A 21,523-nucleotide genomic window follows, 5' to 3' on the forward strand; every position below is an offset into this window, starting at 1 on the left:
GTTCGTGGGACAGTCCAGTCAGGTCGGGAGAAGAAGGTTTCGTTGCCATGCCAGCATGATGAACGCGATCACAATTGTTTACAACTAATTTCTGCCGGTCATAGGGGCTGAACAGTCACAAAATTTGTAAGCGTGGGGTAATCACCAACTTGAAAGTTCATCAAGGCGCCTTTGCTGTGATTTCCCTGTGGAGAATCCCCTACCCTTGCTGCACTCCGTCGCCGACCCAGACGCCCAAATCGTTGACAAAAAAGCTGTGGAAATCTTCGATCTCAAGATTATGAACGGCATAGCCGTCACCGAGGCAATGCACAGCTACGACAGGAACCAAGGTATCGTCACGCAAGCGCAACAATTGGCCGATTCGAACATTACACATCTTGACCCATCCGATCGTCTCGACCCAGACAGTGTGTGCCGCCGTGGCGTACAGCTTGGGTGTGCTTTCGTTCCGAGGAGAATACTCGATCCGATAAACCTGTTTGCCCGCGATGTCATCCGACTCGAAGTTCCGGATCACCTTGCGATACGCAAGTTCGCCCGTCTCTTTCGATCGCGACAATACGATATCTCCAGGCCCAAGGAACTGAATTTCTAACGCCCCCCCGCCTTTCATATGTACCAAAGTGTCGGTAAAGAAGCCGCTTGCTCCTTCGCCTTCAATCCTGGTGTCCTGCGCTGTATCCGTTGACATTAGTATTTTCTCCAATTGCAAACCTGCTGGCGAGTTCAACCCGCAATATCGCACTGACCAAGCAGTTTTACCGACCTAAAAAAATAGAAAACTCGTGGCAGGCGGACGACCATGGCTTCATCCGCCTGCTCACCATCATTATCTACCTGACAGCACCTGGTCCATCTCCCTCACGAACGCACTGCTGAGGGCCAAGCTCAAACTCTGCATCCAGTCGTTCATCGTCTTGTCGCTGTCGCTCGGGTCCGCATGCAGGCCCGGCGCAACATCGCTGCCGATACCCCCGCCGTGTAGCCGCCCGCCACCGCCACCAATGCACTGACCGTCGCGGCCGAAGCCATGGCGCTACTGGTAGTGACAGCGGTGCTGTTAGCGTAGCTGACATGCGGATTGACACCGACCGGAGTGGCAACCGCGCACCCGGACAACTGCTGCACTGTAAAGCTGCGCGTGATGGTGGCCCTGGTATTGTTTGCAGCAACGGTACTGCTTGCCTTAAACTTGAGCAAGACCGAATCGTCATTGTAGCCACAGCCCGCATCGAGCTCCACTTTCAGCTTGGACAAGTCCCAACCAGCAAGGTTGACCGTGGCGTTGTTGACGTAGGCCGTAACCCGATGGATGCCGTCCGACAGCACCGCCCCGTACGGCAGGCCGAGCAACTGCAGGCCCAGCGTTGCGCCATCGGCGGCCGCCAACTGCGCCGTCACGCCCGGCAAGGCAATCGGGGTGCCCTGCATGCCGTAGACTACGGTGGCGCTGTCCGGCAAAGTCTCGATCAGGCGGATGCCTTCGATCATCGCGCTGGCGGCAACGGTTGAACTGCCGCCCTTCAATTTCAGGCTGACATTGTGTTGCAGGCCATCGCCTTTGAAGGCGAACGACACCGCCTGCCAGTTCAGCGCCGCGCCGCTACTGGTGTTGGCATAGCTTCCCACCAGCACGCCGTCGACATAAAGTCCGACCTTGGTGTTCGCGCTGGCCATGCCGAGCGCGCCGGCTTAGTTCAGGTTGAAGGTGTAAGCGGCACGGTCGATCGTGGAGATCCGCTGGCTGATGCCCGACGAACTGAGCACCCGGCTGCCATGCAAAGCCGATAGCCCAAACCTGGGTGGCCGGCGCACCGGCCACTGCGCCGATGTCGATACACCGTGGTCCACATCGAGTGGACCATGCCGCCACTGTCCTTCCAGATTCGGCCGGCAGTGGTTTTGTCATAGCCCGCGGCATGGAGTCAACTTGGGCAACCGGTTCCATGCCAGCATGGCCAGAGCGCAGTGCCGTGATTTTCCTCTGGTGTATCACCTACCGTTGATGCACTCCGTCGCTGACCCATACGCCTGAATCATCGACAAAATAAGTATGAAAATCCTCGACCTCGATGTTGTGAACCGCGCCGACATCACCTAGGTTATTCACCTCAACCACCGGCGCGAAGGTATGGTCATGCAAGCGCAACAAATGACCGCTTCGAAGATTGCATGCCTTGGTCCAGCCGATCGTCTCGACCCATACAGGGTGTTCTGCAGTTGCGTAGAGCCGGTAAGTATGCCCAGGTCGGGCCGCAACGAAATAATCGATTGTATGGACTTGCTTACCGTCGTGTTCGAAGTTCCTGACAACCTTGCGATATGCAAGTTCGCCCGTCTCTTTCGATCTGGACAATACCGTATCCCCAGGGCCAAGGAATTGAATTTCACACAGCTTCCCGTCCTCCATATGCACCATAGTGTCGGGAAAGAAGCAACCGGCCCCTTTCCATTCGATCCTGGTGTCCCACACCGTCAGCGTCGGCATCTGTATTTTCTCCTATTGCAGCCCTGCCGGCGAATTCAATCTGAAATATCGCACTTGCCGAGCAATTCTTTACGATAAAAAAATTAGTAAGCCTGGGGTGACCACGAACTCTGAGAAGAGGTTTGGGACCCGAGCGGCAAAGGGCACCGTTCACTGGCGGACGCCCTATTTCCCGCCCGCCTGTTGCATGACTTATTTCCCTGACAGCACCTGGTCCATCTCCCTCACGAACGCACTGCTGAGGGCCAAGCTCAAACTCTGCATCCAGTCGTTCATCGTCTTGTCGCTGTCGCTCGGGTCCGCATGCAGGCCCGGCGCCAACATCGCTGCCGATACCCCCGCCGTGTAGCCGCTCGCCACCGCCACCAATGCACTGACCGTCGCGGCCGAAGCCATGGCGCTACTGGTAGTGACAGCGGTGCTGTTAGCGTAGCTGACATACGGATTGACACCGACCGGAGTGGCAACCGCGCACCCGGACAACTGCTGCACTGTAAAGCTGCGCGTGATGGTGGCCCTGGTATTGTTTGCAGCAACGGTACTGCTTGCCTCAAACTTGAGCAGGACCGGAACGTCATTGTAGCCGCAGCCCGCATCGAGCACCACTGTCAGCTTGGACAAGTCCCAGCCAGCAAGGTTGACCGTTGCGTTGTTGACGTAGGCCGTGACCCGGTGGACACCGTCCGACAGCACCGCCCCGTACGGCAGGCCGAGCAACTGCAGGCCCAGCGTTGCGCCATCGCCGGCCGCCAACTGCGCCGTCACACCCGGCAAGGCAATTGGGGTGCCCTGCATGCCGTAGACTACGGTGGCGCTGTCCGGCAAAGTCTCGATCAGGCGGATGCCTTCGATCATCGCGCTGGCGGCAACGGTTGAACTGCCGCCCATCAATTTCAGGCTGACATTGTGTTCCAGGCCATCGCCTTTGAAGGCGAACGACACCGCCTGCCAGTTCAGCACCGCGATGCTACTGGTGTTGGCATAGCTTCCCACCAGCACGCCATCGACATACAGTCCGACCTTGGTGTTGGCGCTGGCCATGCCGAGCGCGCCGGCATAGTTCAGGTTGAAGGTGTAAGCGGCGCCGTCGATCGTGGAGATCCGCTGGCTGATGCCCGACGACTGGTAGCTCGCATTGACGCCATTGTTCAGGGCCAGCCATTCGTCGCTCGAGGATCCTGCCACGGGACCATACACCGTCACCCTGGTGCCCAGCGTATTGGTCATGCGGTCGCCATCTTCCCAGATCGGGAAGGCAGCGGTTTTTCCGTAGCTGGCGGCCTGGATGTTCCACCCAGACAGCTGGCTCCATGCCAACAGGTCGGGACCGGTGTCCCAGCTCGAATCGCAGTAGCCGCTGCCCCAGTCGGTGCTGACAATCGTCCGGCTCAGCTTGCCCGTTGGCGGGGTCAGCGTCAGCACCGGCGCCTGGGCCACGGCATCGACCTGGACATTGAGGGTCCGGCTGACACTGGCCTTGCTGCCGTTCGCCGCTTCGGTCGATGTCGCCGTGACCTGCAATGCCAGCGCTCCGCGGTAGGTGGCCGGTGGCGTGAGCGACAAGGTGTTGGCATTCCATCCCGTAATGTCAACCATCGGCTGTGCCGCAGTGAACGTGACGGTGCGTACGCCGTCGGTCAGTACACTGCCCACCGGCAGGCCAGCCACGCTCAACTGCAGCGCTTCCGAACCATCGGCGTCGGCCAGCGTTGCCTGGACCGCTTGCAGTTGCACGCTGCCGCCCTGCACACCATGGTTGAGCTCCAGACTTTCCACCAGCGAAATGTTATCAAGCATCATGCCGCGCCCTGCCGTATCGCGACGGCTCGCTTCGGAGATGATCTTGATGGTCTGCCTGCTGCCGTTGCCGATAAAGCTGATGTTGGCATGCTGCCAGTTCAGCGCCGTGGTGCCGCTGGTGTTGTCGTACAGCGCAACACGCGCGCCATCCACGTACACGCCGACCCGGGTGTAGTCGCTCACATAACCGAGGCGGCCTGCCAGGTCGAAACTGAGGTTGTAGCTGGCGCCCTTGTCGGTGTTGACCTGGCGCGAAATACCCAGCGTTTGCGCCTGGGTCGAACTGGCGTCATTCAACTCGAGCCAGTTGTTGCCGTTGCCGGTCGCCGCCCTGACCGACCGCGCGGTGCCGTTCACGTCCGTCATCATGTCGCCGTTGCTCCAGATTTCGAAACCATTCTGGCCGCCGCTCAGCTGGTCGCCCGTCGTGACCAGGCTCCAGCCGTCGAACACGCTGCCGGCCACCAGGGTGGACTGGGAATCGATGTTGGCCGCACCTTCCCAGCCGGTGGCGAACATGCGGTGCACCAGGGTACTGCCGAGCACTTGCATGGCCGGCGCATCGGCCACTGCGGCGATGTCGATGCTGACCGTCGCCGCGGCGCTGGTCAGGATGCCGTCCGACACGGTATAGCTGAAGCGGGCGTAATGCGCGCGCTGGTTGCCATAGCCAGCCGTGGCATACCCTGCCCCGCCCGACGCGTTAGCCGCGGGCACGTAGCGCAGTTTGCCGGCAGCAAGGTCGGCCGCGACGAACTTGTCGCCCAGCGCTGCGCTGACCCAGCTCCCAGTCGAGGCGAGCTTCTGCAGTACGCCATCCGCAGGCAGCGCCGTGATGGCGAGCGTGAGGACGTCGTTGTCGGCGTCGGAGACGGCAAAGTCGCTCCAGCGCAGTAGCACAGCAGTATCCTCGGTGCCTGCCACCAGCGAATTGAGCGCCACCGGCGCCCGGTTCACCTGCAGTACCGACAGGCTGAAGGTGATCAGCGCCGAATCGAGCTTGCCGTCGCTGACCTTGTAGCTGAAGCTGTCGTTGCCGACATAACCCGCCACTGGCGTATAGGTGAAGGTGCCGTTGGCATTGGCCGCCAGCGCGCCATGGGCCGGCGCCGCCACCAGCTTGACCGTCAGGCTGTCGCCATCGGTATCGACCGCGCCTGCCAGCAGGTTGAGCACGACGGACGTGTCGCGATTCACGCTGGCGGAACCGTTGACGGCCACCGGCGCATGGTTGGTCTGGACCACCGTCAGCGAGACGGTCGCCAGGTTCGAATCGTAGACGCCATCGTTCACTTTGTAAGTGAAGCGGTCGGCGCCAAAGTAGCCGGCCTGCGGGGTGTAAGTCCAGGTGCCGTTGGCGTTGACGGCGATCGCGCCATGCGCCGGCTGGATGACGACGGTGGCCGCTAGCGCGTCCAGGTTGACGTCCGTGGCATGGGCCAGCGGCGTGATCACGACGCTTGCCCCTTCGTTCACCGTGGCCGTGCTGCCGGCCAGGACCGGGACGTAATTGACCTTCGCGACATCGAAGGTTAAGGTGGCAACGTTCGACGCTTGAACGCCATCGCTGACCTGGTAGGTCAGGCTGTCGGGGCCGTAGTAGTTCAGCGCCGGCGTATACGTCCAACTGCCGTCGGCGTTGATGGTCAAGCCGCCGTGGGCCGGCGGGCGGACCACGCTGGCATTGATCACATCGTCTGCATTGCGGTCGGCCGCCCCGGCCAGCGGGTTGAACGTGGTCTTCCCGTTCTCGCTCACATTGACGGTGCTGTCGGCCAGGGTGGGTGCGAACTCGATCTCGCCGACAGTAAACGTCACCGTTGCCGTGTTGGAGTCCGCGACGCCGTCGTTGACCTTGTAGGTTAAGCTGTCTGTGCCGAAGTAGTACTGCGCAGGCGTGTAAGTCCAGCTGCCATCGGCATTCACACTGATGGCGCCGTGTGCCGGCTGCGACACCACGAGTGCCGTCAGCACGTCATTCGGGTTCAGGTCCAATGCATGCGCCAGGGGGTTGACGCTGACCGATGCGTTCTCGTCCAGGCTGAGCGCGCTGTTGGCCAGCGTTGGAGCAAAGGCGATTTCGGCGACGTTCAGCACGACCGTTGCCGTGTTCGAGTAGGCGTTGCCATCGCTCACCTTGAAGGTGAAGCTGTCGCTGCCAAAGTAGTACAGCGCGGGCGTGTAGGTCCAGCTGCCGTCAGCATTGACGGTGAGGACGCCATGCGACGGCATCGACACCAGCACTGCATTGAGCACGTCGTGATTTAGGTCGGCCGCGCTGGCCAGCGGGTTGAAGCTGGCCGCAGCGTTCTCGCTGAGGTGGATGCTGACGTCGCCCAGCGTTGGCGCGAATGCGATTTCAGCCACGTTAAGCGTGACCGTCGCCGTATTTGAGTCGGCGGCAGCGTCGCTCACCTTGTAGGTGAAGCTGTCGCTGCCAAAGTAGAACAGCTCCGGCGTATAGGTCCAGCTGCCATCGGCGTTGACGGTGATGAGGCCGTGCGCTGGCCGCGTCAGCAGCACCGCGGACAGCACATCCCCATTGCGGTCAAAGGCGGTCGCCAGCGGTTCAAAGCGGGCCGATCCGTTTTCATCGAGATTGACGATGCTGTCGCCCAAGGTCGGTGCAAACGCGATTTCGGCGACGTTGAGCACGACGGTTGCCGTGTTCGAGTCGTCGATGCCGTCGTTGACCTTGTAGCTGAAGCTGTCGGTGCCGAAAAAATACAGTGCCGGCGTGTAGGTCCAGCTACCGTCAGCGTTGACGGCGATCTGGCCGTGGGCAGACTGGGACACCACAAGGGCGGTCAGCGGCTCATGGTTGACGCTGTTCGCCGCGGCGAACGGCGACAGCGTCAGGCTGCCATTTTCGTCCAGCGCGTAAGCGCTGTCGACCAGGGTCGGCGCGATCTGCACCTTGGCGATGGTGATACCCAGGCTTGCCTCCTGCGAGCTGAGAAAGCCGTCGCTGAGGATGAAACTGAGGGTATCGCTGCCGTAGAAATGCAGGCCAGGCGTATAAGTCCAGGTGCCGTTCGCGTTCTGGGCCAGCACGCCACGGCTTGGCTGCGACGTAATGACGGCGCTGAGCGCGTCGCCATCGGCATCGGCGCCGAAACTGCCGAAGTCGATCACCAGGCTGCCGTCTTCCAGTACTTCGATGGCGGCGTTGTGCACCACGGTCGGCGCACGGTTCTCAGGCGTGACCTGGAAGCTGACGCCGACTGGCGCGGAGTCGGCCAGGCCGTCGTTGATGTGGAACACCAGCACGTCCGCGCCGTCGTAGTCGGCGTTGGCGGTGTAGGTCCAGCTACCGTTGGCATTGACCACCAGCGCGCCGTGCGCAGGCGGCGTGTCGAGCACCGCGCTCATGGCGTGGCCGTTGATGTCCTGCGCACCGGCCAGCGGATCGAAGGTGAACGGCACGCCGCCGATTGCCTGCGCATTGACGTTACCGCCGCTGACAGGGGCATAGATCACTTCGCTGACGGTGACGTGCACGGTGGCCAGATTCGACACTTGGCCCTCGACTTCGTAGCTGTACTCGAAGCTGTCGGCACCGTAAAAATGCAGGGCCGGGGTGTACTTGAGCGTACCGCCGGCGTTGCGGCTGAGCACCCCATGCACGCAAGTTTGCGCATGGGCGGTCATGTTGTCAAGGAGGCGCAGGCCGTTTGCAGGCCGTTTCGAGGTGTGGTCAACCTCCGTTTTCAAGAGGTCGACGTTTGTTCGAACCAGCGAAAAAATCGCTAAGTCCTTGATTTCTGGAGGCGAGGACGGGAATCGAACCCGTCTAAACGGCTTTGCAGGCCGCTGCATAACCTCTTTGCTACCTCGCCAGAAACTTTGCTACTTTCCCCTGAGAGGAAAAAAAAGGAAGCCAGGCTTCCCTTTTGAATTCTGGAGCGGGAGAAGAGTCTCGAACTCTCGACCTCAACCTTGGCAAGGTTGCGCTCTACCAACTGAGCTACTCCCGCATTGGAGCCTAACTATTTCACTACTTTTGCAAACCCCAGAAAACTGGAGCGGGAGAAGAGTCTCGAACTCTCGACCTCAACCTTGGCAAGGTTGCGCTCTACCAACTGAGCTACTCCCGCACTTTGCAAGACAACGATTATCGCAGAAACTGAGCTACTTTCCAAGGATAACCTTACGACATTTGCTCCAAACTTCTGGAGCGGGAGAAGAGTCTCGAACTCTCGACCTCAACCTTGGCAAGGTTGCGCTCTACCAACTGAGCTACTCCCGCGTCGTCACAACAGGCAGGCATTATAGATCATCTGAGCGGGTTGTCAAGGTTGGTTTCCCACTCGATTTTTTATAAGGCGTCGCCAGCCTTTTCCTTGATCAATGGCCACGCCAGGCGCATGTAATAAAACATCGACCACACCGTCAGGATCGCCGCCAGGATGATCAGGTAGTCGCCCAGCAGCTGGGTGTCGAGCACGCCCCACAGCTTGTCATGGAACAGCAGCATGGGGATGGCAATCATTTGCGCGGCCGTCTTAATCTTGCCGATCGAACTGACCGCCACCGAACGCGAGGCGCCGATCTGCGCCATCCATTCACGCAGCGCCGAGATGGCGATCTCGCGCCCGATGATAATAAAAGCGATGAAATGGTCGACCCGGTCCAGGTGCACCAGGACCAGCAGCGCGCCGGCCACCATCAGCTTGTCGGCCACAGGGTCGAGAAAGGCGCCGAAGGCCGAGGTCTGGTTCCAGCGCCGCGCCAGAAAGCCGTCGAACCAGTCGGTGACGGCGGCAACGACAAACACCACCGTTGCCGCCAGGTCCTGGTCGGAGCGCGGCAGCCAGTGCAGCGGCAGGTAGTACACGCCTACCACCAGGGGAATGAGGGCAACGCGTAACCAGGTCAGGAGAATCGGGATGTTAAAGGGCATAGAGACAGGGCATAGAGACAGGGCATAGAGGCAGGGCACAGAGGCGCACGAACTAGTTAGGCATTATGAATACTTGCGCCGCTAGTCTACCTTGCTAATGCATATTGCACCAGTTCGGGAGGCAACATGGCGCGGGCGCGGCGCAGTGCCGCTTGCACCGGTTTGCACGCCGTGCGAAGCACGCGCAAACGCAGGGAACAAAAGCGCAGCGCATTGCGCCGCGTATCCACCCGCGGTTAATGCAGCTGCCGGTAAATCTCTTCGGCCAGCTGGGTCGAAATGCCTTCGACCGACATCAGGTCTTCGACACTGGCATCGACCACCCCGCGCAAGCCCCCAAAGCGCGCCAGGAGGCGCTGGCGGCGTTTGGCGCCGATACCCTCGATCTCTTCCAGGCGCGACGTCTGGCGCGTCTTGGCGCGCTTGGCACGCATGCCGGTGATGGCAAAGCGGTGCGCCTCGTCGCGAATCAGGGCGACCAGCATCAGCGCGGCCGATTCCTTGCCCAGTTCCTGCGCGGCGCGCCCGTCGACGAACATCAGCGTCTCGAGCCCGACGCGGCGCCCTTCTCCCTTGGCTACGCCCACGATCAGCGAAATATCCAGGCCAAGTTCGGCAAACACCTGGCGCGCCATTTCGATCTGGCCTTTGCCGCCGTCGATCAAGACCACGTCGGGCATGACGCCGTCGCCATTGGCCACTTTCTCGTAACGGCGCATCAGTACCTGGCGCATGGCCGCGTAATCGTCCCCCGGCGTGATGCCGTTGATGTTGTAGCGCCGGTACTCGCCGTTTTGCATGGCGTGGTGATGGAACACCACGCACGAGGCCTGGGTCGCCTCGCCCATAGTGTGGCTGATGTCGAAGCACTCCACGCGCAAGGTCTCCAGGTCTTCCGATTCAATGAGCAGCGCCTCGGCCAGCGCGCGCGTGCGCGACTGCTGCGAGCCCTGTTCGGAGAGCAGGCGCGCCAGCGAAATCTCGGCCCCCTTGTGCGCCATGTCGAGCCACTGGCGGCGCTGCCCCTGGGGCTGGAAGAGCAGATTGATGCGGTGGCCGCACTGCTCGGTCAAGGCCACCATCAGCGCCGGCTGGTCGAATTCGATATTCAGGATCAAGGTGCCGGGCACGAATTTTTCGGTGTAGTGCTGGGCCAGAAAGGCGGCCAGCACTTCGCATTCGATCGCCCCTTCGGCAATCGCCGCAGCTTCCGCCAGCTGCGACGGAAAATACGCGCGGTCGCCCAGGTGGCGCCCCCCGCGCACCATCGCCAGGTTGACGCAGGCGCGCCCGCCCTGCACCACCACGGCGATGATGTCGACGTCGGCGTCGCCGCCGCTCTCCATGCTTTGCTGGTGCAGCACGCGCGAGAGCGCCTGGATTTGGTTGCGCACCGCGCCCGCCTGCTCGAACTTCAGTTCACCGGCAAAGGCGTGCATCTTCGCTTCCAGGTCGGCCAGCACTTCGCTCTGGCGCCCGCGCAAGAACTTGGCGGCGTTGTCGACATCGCGCTGGTAGTCGCTTGGCTCCACCAGGTCTACGCACGGCGCGCTGCAGCGCCCGATCTGGTGCAGCAGGCAGGGCCTGGTGCGGTTCGAATACACGCTGTCTTCGCAGGTGCGCAGCATGAACACCTTTTGCAGGATCTGGATCGATTCCTTGACCGCCCACGCGCTCGGGAATGGGCCGAAGTACTGGCTCTTTTTGTCGATCGCGCCGCGGTAGTAGGCCATGCGCGGCGTGGCGCCGCCGGTGATTTTCAAGTACGGGTAGGACTTGTCGTCCCTGAACAAGATGTTAAAGCGCGGCTTGAGCGTCTTGATCAAGTTGTTTTCAAGGATCAGCGCCTCCGCTTCACTCTGCGTGACGGTAGTCTCCAAGCGTGCAATGCGCTCGACCATCATGGCGATGCGCGGGCTGGCCAGGTTCTTTTGAAAGTAGCTCGACACCCGTTTTTTCAGGTCGCGCGCCTTGCCCACGTACAGCACGCCGTCCTGCGCATCGAAATAGCGATACACGCCGGGCAGGTTGGGCAGCTTGCCGACCGTGTCGAGCACGATGGCGCGCGCCTCCGAAGTGACTACTGGCGTGAGCGCTGGAGTGACTGCTGGAGTGACTGCTGGAGTGACTGCTGGAGTTGCTGCTGACATCTACTGAACCTCTTGCGTCACGATCACGAAGGCAACCCCGTACTCAGCTTCGTCGCTGATGGTCACCTGGGCACTGAGCCCATTTTGACGCATAAACGCTGCAAGCGCGCCACTGCACGCGAGCACCGGCTGGCCGCTATCCAGATTCAGCGTTTGCGCGGCGGGCCACGTCATCGGTTCGCGCAGACCCAGGCCAATGGCCTTGGAAAACGCTTCCTTGGCCGAAAAGCGCGTGGCCAGGTAGCGCATGCCGCGCACGGGATTTTTGGCGCTGCGCTCGTGAAATTCGACCAGTTCGTCGGGTCCCAGGATCTTTTCGGCGAAGCGCACGCCATGCCGCGCCAGCGCCTGCGCAATGCGCGAGACCTGGACGATGTCGGTGCCGATCCCGTAGATCATGCGCCCCGGGCCAGGCCGGCCAGGCTCACGCCTAGGCGCGCGGCCACCATGATGGCCTTCATTTCGCGCACGGCGTTTTCCCAGCCGGCGAACACGGCGTGGGCGACAATCGCATGGCCGATATTGAGTTCGCCAATGTCGGCAATGGCGGCAATCGCCTGCACGTTGGTGTAGTGCAGGCCGTGGCCGGCGTTGACCGCCAAGCCCCGTTCCACGCCAAACCTGGCCCCGGCCTTGATGCGCGCCAGCTCGCGTTCCAGGTCGCTGGCGTGGGCCTGCGCGTAGCGCCCCGTATGCAGTTCGATCACCGGCGCGCCCAGCTCGGCGGCGGCGCTGATCTGCTGCTCGTCGGCGTCGATGAACAGCGACACGCGGATGCCCTCCCCCTGCAACTGCCTGATGGCCGCTTCCACCTGTTTGTAGTAGCGCACCACATCGAGCCCGCCTTCGGTGGTCACTTCCTCGCGCCGCTCGGGCACCAGGCACACGTCCTGCGGCTTGATGGCGCAGGCGAAGTCGATCATCTCCTGCGTGACCGCCGCTTCCAGGTTCATGCGCGTCATGAGCAGCGGGCGCAGCGCCACCACGTCGGCGTCCTTGATGTGGCGCCGGTCTTCGCGCAGGTGCAGCGTAATGACGTCGGCGCCGGCCTGCTCGGCCAGCAATGCCGCGCGCAGCGGGTCGGGATAGACGGTGCCGCGCGCATTGCGCAAGGTGGCCACGTGGTCGATGTTGATGCCCAGGTCAATCACAGGGCCGGACGGCTGGAGGAAGCTCATGACGTTGTTCTCAGGTTATAACTGCATCAGGTCGATCAAAATCTGGCGCGTGTTGAGCGGCGCGCCGCCCAGGTGGTGCGCCAGCAAAAAGCGCATCAGCTGCTTGCTTTGCGCTTGCGTGACAGGGTCGCGGTAGTCTTCGTTTTCCATGTCGAGCAGCGTCTTGCCCAGCACCGCCGGCCAGGTGTCGGCCGCGCGCACCAGGCGCGGCCCGCGTTCCGGGTCGACGACGTACTCGACGAGCGGGTCGACCGCGGCGCGCGTGCTGGTGCAGCGCGTCAGGTCGGCGGCCACGCCTGTCTCTTTAAGTAAGGCCCGTTCGAATTTTCTCAAGACGATGGGCGCCGATTCCCCGTGCGCGAGCGCGTTGAGCGTGGCCACGTAATGGTCGAACAGCACCGGATGCGGGTCGTCGCGCGCCAGCAATTTAACCAGCAGCTCGTTGAGGTAAAAGCCGCATAGCAGCGCCGTTTTTTCCAGCGGCAGCATGCCGCCCACCCACTCGGCGTCGATCATGGTGCGCAGTTCGGATTTGCCGCTCCACGACGCCTGCAGCGGCTGAAAAGTCTGCAGCACGCCGCGCAGCTTGGAATGGGGCCGCTTGGCGCCCTTGGCCACCAGCCCAATGCGGCCGTAATCGCGGGTGAACATGTCGACGATCAGGCTGGTTTCTTTGTAAGGGTAACTGTGCAGCACGAACGCCGGCTGGCCGGCCACGCGCCCGGCCAGGGCGGGATTGCGCGAGCGCGCGGCGGCTGTGCGCCTGGCCGGGGCCGGCGCGCTGTCAGATGGCGCGGTGAGGGCCGTGTCGGCCGTGTCGGCGCTGGGCGTGGGCATGCAGGAGGGACGCTTTGCTTACTCGTAACCGTAAGCGCGCAGGCCGGCTTCGTTGTCGGCCCAGCCCGATTTGACCTTGATCCAGATTTCCAGGTAGACCGGGCCGCCGAACAGTTTTTCCATGTCCAGGCGCGACTGGGTGGACAGTTCCTTCAGGCGCGCGCCCTTGTTGCCGATGACCATGGACTTGTGGGTGTCGCGCTCCACCAGGATGGCCGCGAAAATGCGGCGCAAATCGCCCTCCTGTTCGAACTTTTCAATCAATACCGTGCTGGTGTAGGGCAGCTCGTCGCCCACCAAGCGGAACAGCTTTTCGCGCACGATTTCCGACGCCAAAAATTTTTCGCTGCGGTCGGTGATGTCGTCCGGGCCGAACACGGGCGCGTTCTCGGGCAGGAAGCGCTTGATTTCGTTTTGCAGCGCGTCGAGCTGGAAGCGCAGCTTGGCCGACACCGGCACGATGGCGGCAAAGTTATGCTTGGCGGCCAGCTCCTGGGCGAACGGCATCAGCGCCGCCTTGTCCTTGACGCGGTCGGACTTATTGATCACCAACATGCACGGCACGTCCTGGGGCAGCAGGTCGATCACCTGCTGGTCGGCCGGGCCGAAGGTGCCCGCTTCCACCAGGTACAAGATCACATCGGCCGAAATGAGCGTGTTGGTAACGGTCTTGTTGAGCGTCTTGTTCAGGGCGTTCGAGTGGCGCGTCTGGAAACCGGGCGTGTCGACATAAATGAACTGGGCGTCGTCCAGCGTCTGGATGCCGGTGATGCGGTGGCGCGTGGTCTGCGCCTTGCGCGAGGTGATCGACACCTTGGCGCCGATCAGCTGGTTCATCAGCGTCGATTTGCCCACGTTGGGGCGGCCGACAATGGCGATATAGCCACAACGGAAATTGTCTGGGGTAGTTGGGCTTGTCATGCTGATTTCGTTTCAGGGTGTTTGGGAGCCTTGGCGTCGGCGGATTTTGCGGGTGTGGCCAGGATAACTTCTGCATCGCCCTCGCCGTCGCCGTCGCTCTGGATGGTGGCGATGCCGGCCAGCTTGAGCTGGGCGGCGCGCGGCTTGGCCTTGCGCGTTGCGCCCGGGGTCTTGAGCAGCGCTTGCTGGGCGACGTCGAGCGCCAGCTTGGCGGCCGCCTGTTCGCCGGCGCGCCGGCTGCCGCCGCGGCCATAAACCTGGATGCCCAGCTTGGGCACCAGGCATTCGATCTCGAATTCCTGGCTGTGCGCCGCGCCATGGGTGGCGACGACGTTGTAGGTCGGCAGCGAGATTTTTTTGCTCTGCAAAAACTCTTGCAGCAGTGTCTTGGCATCCTTGCCCAGCGTGCGCGGATCGACCGAGTCGAGGATGGGAATGTAAAAGGCGCGGATCACGTCGCGCGCGGCATTAAAGCCCGCATCGAGGAAAATGGCGCCCAGCAAGGCTTCGAGCGTGTCGGCCAGGATCGACGGCCGGCGAAAGCCGCCCGACTTGAGTTCACCTTCGCCCAGGCGCAAGAATTGCGACAGTTCGAGCTTTTGCGCGATTTCATACAGCGACTGCTGCTTGACCAGGTTGGCCCGCAGGCGCGACAGGTCGCCCTCGTCGATGCTGGCAAAGCGCTCGTAGAGCACCGAGGCGACAACGCAGTTCAGAATCGAATCGCCCAAAAACTCGAGGCGCTCGTTATGCAAACTGCTGTGGCTGCGGTGCGTCAAGGCTTGCTGCAAGAGGCCAGCATCCTGGAACGTGTACGCCAAACGGGTTTGCAATAACTGAAGATTCATTGTCGGTGGTATGGTTGTCGTGCCTTAATGCACAGTCGCGTCGGACTTTTCAGGGACCACGCCGCTCTTGTCGGTCGTCGCCGCGTAGTGAATGCCCAGGTAGACGTCCTTGAACAGGGCAATCTTGTTCTCGTAATCGAAGGCCAGTTCGGTTTCGCCGTTGACCTTGGTGACGATCAGGTCCTTGCCGTCGATCGACGTGATCATGTTGATGTCGGCAGCCTTGTTGAAGGCAGAGCGCATTTCCATGGGCGTGCCGCCCTGGCGCTTGGCGCTGACGATGCCTTCTTTCGCGGCGCGGTATTCCAATACTGACGGAAACACTTTCATGCCGAGCAGCGCGACGGCGAAAATCACCGCGAGGCCGACGATCAGGCCCGAGAGCGACACGCCACGCTGCGAATGAAGATTTACACGCTTGGAACCGTACATGGTGTTTCCTTATGGTCTAGTCAATGCCGCCGATACGCTTCGGATTACCCAGGTTCATCCAGACGAAGAATGCCTTGCCGACAATGTTCTTATTGGGTACAAAACCCCAATAGCGGCTGTCCATGCTGTCGTCCCGGTTATCGCCCATCATAAAGTAATTGCCTGGAGGTACGATACACGTAAATTTGTCGTCGGAATACGCGCAAGCGTCATGGAAAGGGAAATCTTGCACCTGTTCCTGATTAATACTGCGGGTATTTTCCTTGTTCAATATCCGGTGTGTCTTTCCAGGCAAGTTCTCCACGAATTGCTTGTCGTAAGAGAATTTCTCATCGTGCAAGTAGTCATCCATCTGCGTATAGGCCAGCGGCTTGCCATTGACGGTCAGGCGCTTGTTCTCATACGTGATTTTATCACCCGGCACGCCCACCACGCGCTTGATGTAGTCCTGGCTCATGTCTTTCGGGTACTTGAAGACCATCACGTCGCCCCGCTGCGGGTCGTTGACGTCGAGGATTTTCTCGTTGAGGATAGGCAGGCGTACGCCGTAGGTGAACTTATTCACCAGGATCAGGTCGCCGATCACCAGCGTGGGCACCATGGAACCCGATGGAATCTTGAACGGTTCGTACAGGAACGAGCGCAGGAAAAACACCAGCGCGATGACCGGGAAGAAACTGCCCGAATACTCGATCCAGGTTGGCTGCGCCAGGTGATGGCGTTCGATATCGGCGCGCGCATTGGCATTGCTGTCGGGCTTGACGCCGTCGGCCATCAGCTTGGCGGCGCGGATGTCGAATTCGGCCAGCGCGGCATCGGCCGCGCGCCGGCGCTGCTTGGCGAGCACAAAGACATCGAGGCACCAGACCACCCCGGTGACCACCATCAAGACAAACAGGATCAGGGCGAAGTTGCTGAGAATCGTTTGTAGTGTCATTTAACCATCCACCTGTAAAATTGCCAGGAAAGCCTCTTGCGGGATTTCCACCGAACCAACTTGCTTCATGCGTTTCTTGCCGGCCTTTTGCTTTTCAAGCAGCTTTTTCTTGCGGCTGATGTCGCCGCCGTAACACTTGGCCAGCACGTTCTTGCGCAGCGCCTTGACGTTTTCACGCGAGATGACGTTCACCCCGATCGCGGCCTGGATGGCGACGTCGAACATTTGGCGCGGAATCAGTTCGCGCATCTTGGCGGCCACTTGCCGGCCGCGGTAAATGGCGTTGGCGCGGTGCACGATGATGGCCAGCGCATCGACCTTTTCGCCATTGATCAGCATGTCGACCTTGACCACGTCCGAGGCCCGGTTTTCCTTGAACTCGTAATCCATCGAGGCGTAGCCGCGCGAGGTCGACTTGAGCTTGTCAAAAAAATCGAGCACGATTTCCGCCATCGGCATTTCGTAGATCAGCTTGACCTGGCGCCCGTGGTAGCTCATGTCCATCTGCACGCCGCGCTTGGAAATGCACAGCGTGATGACCGAACCGACGTACTCTTGCGGCATGTACAGGTTGACGATGACGATCGGCTCGCGCACTTCCTCGATCTTGGTCGTTTCCGGCATCTTGGACGGGTTGTCGACCTTGATGATGCTGCCGTCGCGCATCAAGACTTCGTACACCACGGTCGGCGCCGTGGTGATCAAGTCCATATCGAATTCGCGCTCCAGGCGCTCCTGCACGATTTCCATGTGCAGCAAACCCAGGAAACCGCAACGGAAACCAAAGCCGAGCGCCTGCGACACTTCCGGCTCGTACATCAGCGCGGCGTCATTGAGCTTGAGTTTTTCCAGCGAGTCGCGCAGTGCGTCGTACTGGTTCGCCTCGACCGGGAACAGGCCGGCAAACACTTGCGGCTGGACTTCTTTAAAACCTGGCAGCGGCGCGGCAGCGGGCCGGGCGGCGTGGGTGACGGTGTCGCCCACTTTGGCCGCTTTCAATTCCTTGATGCCGGCAATCACAAAGCCTACCTGGCCGGCCGACAATTGCGGCAGCGGTTGCGATTTGGGGCTGAACACGCCGACCGATTCCACCAGCTGGGTCGATTCGGACGCCATCAACAGGATTTTTTCCTTAGGCTTCAAGGTGCCGTTGATCACCCGCACCAGCATCACCACGCCGACATAGTTGTCGAACCACGAGTCGACAATCAGCGCCTGCAGCGGCGCCGTCGGGTCGCCCTTGGGCGGCGGCACGCGCGCGATCAAAGACTCGAGCACGTCTTCGACGCCCAAGCCGCTCTTGGCCGAGCATTGCACGGCGTCGGCGGCATCGATGCCGATCACGTCTTCGATTTCCTTGATGGCATTGGCCGGGTCGGCGTGCGGCAAGTCGATCTTGTTGAGCACCGGCACCACCTCCACGCCCAGGTCGAGCGCGGTGTAGCAGTTGGCAACCGTTTGCGCTTCCACGCCCTGCGACGCGTCCACCACCAGCAGCGCGCCTTCGCACGCCGACAGCGAGCGCGACACTTCATAGCTGAAGTCCACGTGGCCCGGGGTGTCGATCAGGTTCAGGTTGTACACCACGCCATCCTTGGCCTTGTAGTGCAAGGCGGCCGTCTGGGCCTTGATGGTGATGCCGCGCTCGCGCTCCAGGTCCATCGAATCGAGCACCTGGGCTTCCATGTCGCGGTCGGACAGGCCGCCGCAAATCTGGATGATACGGTCGGCCAGTGTCGATTTACCGTGATCGATGTGGGCGATGATGGAGAAGTTACGTATGTTGTTCATTGATGCAATTTTGACCGAGTAGGAGGGGCAGCGTTTGCGCAGGCAATACGAAAAAAGCGCTCCGAGGGGGGCATGGCAATCCCCAGGCGAGCGCCTTATCATGCAAGAGAAGCATTGCCTTTTGGCAGAAGCTTTTCCGACCCCCGCATTTTACCGGATTTCACAGTAGAAAGCCCGGTTTATGCGCCTCCGGATAAAATATTGCTAGATAGACACCGGCGAGCTGGCCAGGAAACGGCGCGCGGCCGCTTCATCGAAGTGGTAATGGCACAGTTCCGGTTCGGCAAGGTGGCCAAAAAGAACCGGCACCAGCTCGTCGAAACGGGCCACCAGGGCCGGATAGTCGTCGATGTCGACCACCGACACCGTAAAGCGCACGGTCGCGCTCTGGAGTGCCTCGAGTGCGACGAGCATGTCGTCGCACAAGTGGCAGTAGGAACGCGCGTACAGCGTGAAATGCGGGATGCGCATTATTGCCGCGGCCGGATCACGACGTACTGGGTGCTGTCGTCGCGCCGCACCAGCAGGGCGGCGCTGCGTTTCGGGTCGAGCTTGGAAGCCATGGCGTTAAAACTCTTGGCGTCCTTCACTTCCACGTTGTTCAGCTGCAAGATCAAGTCGCCCGGACGCACGCCGGCGCGTGCCGCGGCGCCCTCGCTGGCGTCGACCACGACGCCGGCGTCGAGCTTGAGTTCGCGCCGCTGCACATCCGACAGGTCGGACACGTGCAGCCCGATCGCGTTCGGCGCCTGCTCGGCCTTCGGCTTTTTGACGGGAACGCGCTTGGCCTTGTCGTCTTCCAGCTCGACGATGCTGACATTGATGTCTTGCTGGGCGCCCTTGCGCCAGACGGTGACGACCGCCTTGCTGCCAACCGGCGCGGCCGCCACCAGGCGCGGCAGGTCGCCGGAGCGCTCCACGTCGGTACCGTTAAATTTCAGGATGATGTCGCCAACCTTGATGCCGCCTTTTTCGGCCGGCCCGCCCGCTTCCACCCGCGCCACCTCCACGCCACGCGCGCGGCCCAGGCCGAGCGACTCGGCCACGTCCTTGCTCACTTCGCCAATTTCAACGCCGATGCGCCCGCGCGTGACCTTGCCGCTCTTGCGTAGCTGGTCGGACACGCGCATCGCCTCGTCGATCGGCACGGCAAAGGAAATCCCGTTGTAGCCGCCCGACAACGTGGCGATCTGCGAATTGATGCCGATCACCTGGCCGCGCATATTGATCAAAGGGCCGCCCGAGTTGCCCGGATTGACGGCCACGTCGCTCTGGATCAGCGGCAAAAATTCGCCCGTGTCGCGCGACTTGGCGGAAATGATGCCGGCCGTCACGGTATTGTCGAGGTTAAAGGGTGAACCGATGGCAATCACCCATTCGCCGACCCGGATCTTGTTCGAGTCGCCTACCGTCAGGTAGGGCAGGTTGGCCGCGTCGACCTTGAGCACGGCAACGTCGGAGCGCTTGTCCGAACCGAGCACCTTGGCCTTGAATTCGCGGCGGTCGGTAAGCGTGACGATCACTTCGTCGGCGCCGTCGACCACGTGGGCGTTGGTGAGCACATAGCCATCGTTGGAAATAATGAAGCCGGAACCGACGCCGCGCTGCACTTCTTCTTCCTGCGCCTGGGGCGCGCGCCGTCCGCGCGGGGCCGGGCGCGTCGACGGGCCCGGGGCGCCGAAAAAGCGGCGCAAAAATTCCTGCATTTCCTCATCCTGCCCCCCGCCCCCGCCCTGCCCCTGGCGCAGCTTTTCGGTGGTGCGGATATTGACGACGGCCGGTCCCACCTTGTCGATCAGGTCGGTGAAATCGGGCAAGCCCGTGACCAGCGGCGCGGCGACGGGCGCCGCCAGTGCGGACGGGCTCGTCAGGCTCAGGCTTGAGGCTGCGACGATCAGGGCGAAAACAAGTTTGCGGCCAGCAGGAAAGGTCATGGTCATGGAATCGAATGGGAAAGTTCGTATTGGCGTTATGGTAAGCCAAAACGGCAAGAAGTGGGAAAGGTCCGAAAACAGCCGGCTGGTGTGGACCAAAAAAAACGCATGTGGATCGATGACGGCCCGGCGCCCGTCGCTGCCGGGCCCGCGCCGCCAGCCCAAAGCCGGCGGCGTCGCCCGAGCCAGCCAAGTATGGGGGAAGCGCGCGGCGGCCTTTACGACACTGAAATGACGGCGGGCTTGGCCTGCGACACTGCCACTGCTTCGGGCGCCGCATCGCCGGTGACGGCACTCGCACTCGAGGCTTGCTGCTGCCGGGATAAGGCCGTGATCGGACGTTTCTCCGGCGCGGGCGCCGGCCGGGTGACCTTGCGCAGCGGGACAGGTTCAAGCGCCAGCCTGGCAGCGAGCTTCTCGGCAAAGGCGTCCGACAGTTCAGGCGTAGCCTGCGCCCGGAGCGCGTCGCCGATCCGGTGGTAGGTATTCCATGCCTGCTGGCCGTCAGCGGACTGCAGCGCCGCGAGCGCGAGCTCGAGGTCCGAGTTCGACAGCGCCCCATCGCTCAGGGTCGAAATGTGCTCGCGGATTTTTTTGTGAGTGTCCATCGGGTTATTCCATCAGCATAGGTGTGTGACCAAAAATCAACCGGGCATGACGATCATCGCTACACCTAACGTCGCTTGTCAACTGGCAAGTCGAGAAGCGGTCTCAACTTTTCAGCGATGACTTCGCGTGCCCGGAAAATACGGCTACGAACAGTGCCGATCGGGCAGGCCATGACTTCAGATATTTCTTCGTAGCTCAAACCTTCAATTTCGCGCAGTACAATTGCCGTTCTCAATTCGAGCGGCAGCGCCTCCATCGCAGCATTGACCGTGTACGCGATTTGCTTGCTGGCCAACATCGATTCCGGCGTATTTATGTCGCGCAAGCTATCCGCATCGTCAAACGCTTCGGCGCGCTCTGCATCGGCCTCGGTCGAGGTCGGGGCACGCCTGCCCTGTGTGACGAGATAATTCTTTGCCGTGTTGATTCCTATGCGATACAACCAAGTATAGAATGCCGAATCACCGCGAAAATGCCGCAAGGCGCGATACGCCTTGATAAACGTTTCCTGTACAACGTCTTCTGCTTCCGCCGGGTCGTGCACCAGCCGCGACACCAGCCGCATCAGCCTGCGCTGATACTTTCCGACCAGCAGGTCGAATGCTTGGCGTTCGCCTGCCTGGACACGCTCAACCAGCAGTTGATCACACTCGCGTTCTGTCGTCACTGACCATGCCCTCTTGGCTGCGGCG

19 protein-coding genes and 4 tRNA genes are annotated in these 21,523 nt (G+C 61.3%); all 23 read right to left on the reverse strand.

Going from position 1 to position 21,523, the window contains the following annotated elements; all coding sequences use genetic code 11:
• Positions 1-199 precede the first annotated feature (199 nt).
• The 23 genes from ACP7D4_RS22240 to rpoE all read right to left on the reverse strand — a co-directional run bounded on the left by ACP7D4_RS22240 (position 200) and on the right by rpoE (position 21,498).
• A complete protein-coding gene (locus ACP7D4_RS22240; protein ID WP_426107133.1) occupies positions 200-694 on the reverse strand; it encodes a Hint domain-containing protein in 495 nt (164 codons plus the stop codon).
• Between the two features lie 218 nt (positions 695-912).
• Positions 913-1,680 (reverse strand): hypothetical protein, encoded by a 768-nt coding sequence (locus ACP7D4_RS22245; protein ID WP_426211383.1) that lies wholly within the window; start codon positions 1,678-1,680, stop codon positions 913-915.
• Positions 1,681-1,695: 15 nt separating this feature from the next.
• Positions 1,696-1,854, reverse strand: a complete 159-nt coding sequence (locus ACP7D4_RS22250) for a hypothetical protein (RefSeq protein WP_426211384.1) — start codon at positions 1,852-1,854, stop codon at positions 1,696-1,698.
• A 145-nt stretch (positions 1,855-1,999) separates the two neighbouring features.
• Positions 2,000-2,491, reverse strand: a complete 492-nt coding sequence (locus ACP7D4_RS22255) for a Hint domain-containing protein (protein WP_426107130.1) — start codon at positions 2,489-2,491, stop codon at positions 2,000-2,002.
• Positions 2,492-2,683: 192 nt separating this feature from the next.
• Positions 2,684-7,942 carry an Ig-like domain-containing protein gene (locus ACP7D4_RS22260; protein WP_426211386.1) on the reverse strand — a complete coding sequence of 1,753 codons (5,259 nt, stop codon included), beginning with the start codon at positions 7,940-7,942 and terminating at the stop codon, positions 2,684-2,686.
• A gap of 114 nt (positions 7,943-8,056) precedes the next feature.
• Positions 8,057-8,130 (reverse strand) — tRNA-Cys (locus ACP7D4_RS22265).
• A gap of 62 nt (positions 8,131-8,192) precedes the next feature.
• Positions 8,193-8,268: transfer RNA gene (locus tag ACP7D4_RS22270), tRNA-Gly, on the reverse strand.
• 44 nt (positions 8,269-8,312) lie between these two features.
• Positions 8,313-8,388: transfer RNA gene (locus tag ACP7D4_RS22275), tRNA-Gly, on the reverse strand.
• 76 nt (positions 8,389-8,464) lie between these two features.
• A tRNA-Gly gene (locus ACP7D4_RS22280) sits at positions 8,465-8,540 on the reverse strand.
• A 69-nt stretch (positions 8,541-8,609) separates the two neighbouring features.
• A complete protein-coding gene (gene pgsA / locus ACP7D4_RS22285; protein ID WP_426107125.1) occupies positions 8,610-9,194 on the reverse strand; it encodes a CDP-diacylglycerol--glycerol-3-phosphate 3-phosphatidyltransferase in 585 nt (194 codons plus the stop codon).
• A gap of 236 nt (positions 9,195-9,430) precedes the next feature.
• The gene (gene uvrC / locus ACP7D4_RS22290; protein WP_426107124.1) at positions 9,431-11,344 is read right to left on the reverse strand and encodes an excinuclease ABC subunit UvrC; all 1,914 of its coding nucleotides are present in this window, start codon (positions 11,342-11,344) and stop codon (positions 9,431-9,433) included.
• Positions 11,345-11,743, reverse strand: coding sequence for a holo-ACP synthase (gene acpS / locus ACP7D4_RS22295; protein WP_426211388.1), 399 nt, complete (start codon positions 11,741-11,743; stop codon positions 11,345-11,347).
• The gene (gene pdxJ / locus ACP7D4_RS22300; RefSeq protein ID WP_426211389.1) at positions 11,740-12,522 is read right to left on the reverse strand and encodes a pyridoxine 5'-phosphate synthase; all 783 of its coding nucleotides are present in this window, start codon (positions 12,520-12,522) and stop codon (positions 11,740-11,742) included. Before pdxJ ends, acpS begins: the two co-directional genes overlap by 4 nt.
• A gap of 15 nt (positions 12,523-12,537) precedes the next feature.
• Entirely contained in the window at positions 12,538-13,359 is an 822-nt protein-coding gene (gene recO / locus ACP7D4_RS22305) for a DNA repair protein RecO (RefSeq protein ID WP_426107120.1), read from the reverse strand.
• 18 nt (positions 13,360-13,377) lie between these two features.
• The gene (gene era / locus ACP7D4_RS22310) at positions 13,378-14,280 is read right to left on the reverse strand and encodes a GTPase Era (protein WP_426107119.1); all 903 of its coding nucleotides are present in this window, start codon (positions 14,278-14,280) and stop codon (positions 13,378-13,380) included.
• Entirely contained in the window at positions 14,277-15,128 is an 852-nt protein-coding gene (gene rnc, locus ACP7D4_RS22315; protein WP_426211391.1) for a ribonuclease III, read from the reverse strand. Before rnc ends, era begins: the two co-directional genes overlap by 4 nt.
• Positions 15,129-15,152: 24 nt before the next feature.
• Positions 15,153-15,560, reverse strand: a complete 408-nt coding sequence (locus ACP7D4_RS22320; RefSeq protein WP_426107116.1) for a DUF4845 domain-containing protein — start codon at positions 15,558-15,560, stop codon at positions 15,153-15,155.
• Between the two features lie 16 nt (positions 15,561-15,576).
• A complete protein-coding gene (lepB, locus tag ACP7D4_RS22325; RefSeq protein ID WP_426107115.1) occupies positions 15,577-16,497 on the reverse strand; it encodes a signal peptidase I in 921 nt (306 codons plus the stop codon).
• Positions 16,498-18,288 carry a translation elongation factor 4 gene (lepA, locus tag ACP7D4_RS22330; protein WP_426107114.1) on the reverse strand — a complete coding sequence of 597 codons (1,791 nt, stop codon included), beginning with the start codon at positions 18,286-18,288 and terminating at the stop codon, positions 16,498-16,500.
• A gap of 204 nt (positions 18,289-18,492) precedes the next feature.
• On the reverse strand, positions 18,493-18,759 hold the full coding sequence (locus ACP7D4_RS22335) for a glutaredoxin family protein (RefSeq protein ID WP_426211393.1): 267 nt from the start codon (positions 18,757-18,759) through the stop codon (positions 18,493-18,495).
• Positions 18,759-20,222 (reverse strand): DegQ family serine endoprotease, encoded by a 1,464-nt coding sequence (locus ACP7D4_RS22340; protein ID WP_426107111.1) that lies wholly within the window; start codon positions 20,220-20,222, stop codon positions 18,759-18,761. Before ACP7D4_RS22340 ends, ACP7D4_RS22335 begins: the two co-directional genes overlap by 1 nt.
• Positions 20,223-20,440: 218 nt before the next feature.
• Positions 20,441-20,830, reverse strand: coding sequence for a sigma-E factor negative regulatory protein (locus ACP7D4_RS22345; protein ID WP_426107108.1), 390 nt, complete (start codon positions 20,828-20,830; stop codon positions 20,441-20,443).
• A gap of 65 nt (positions 20,831-20,895) precedes the next feature.
• A complete protein-coding gene (rpoE, locus tag ACP7D4_RS22350; RefSeq protein WP_426107107.1) occupies positions 20,896-21,498 on the reverse strand; it encodes an RNA polymerase sigma factor RpoE in 603 nt (200 codons plus the stop codon).
• Positions 21,499-21,523 lie beyond the last annotated feature (25 nt).

The sequence above is a fragment of the Massilia sp. TWP1-3-3 genome (genome assembly GCF_049897805.1).
Taxonomy (GTDB): Bacteria; Pseudomonadota; Gammaproteobacteria; order Burkholderiales; family Burkholderiaceae_D; genus Telluria_A.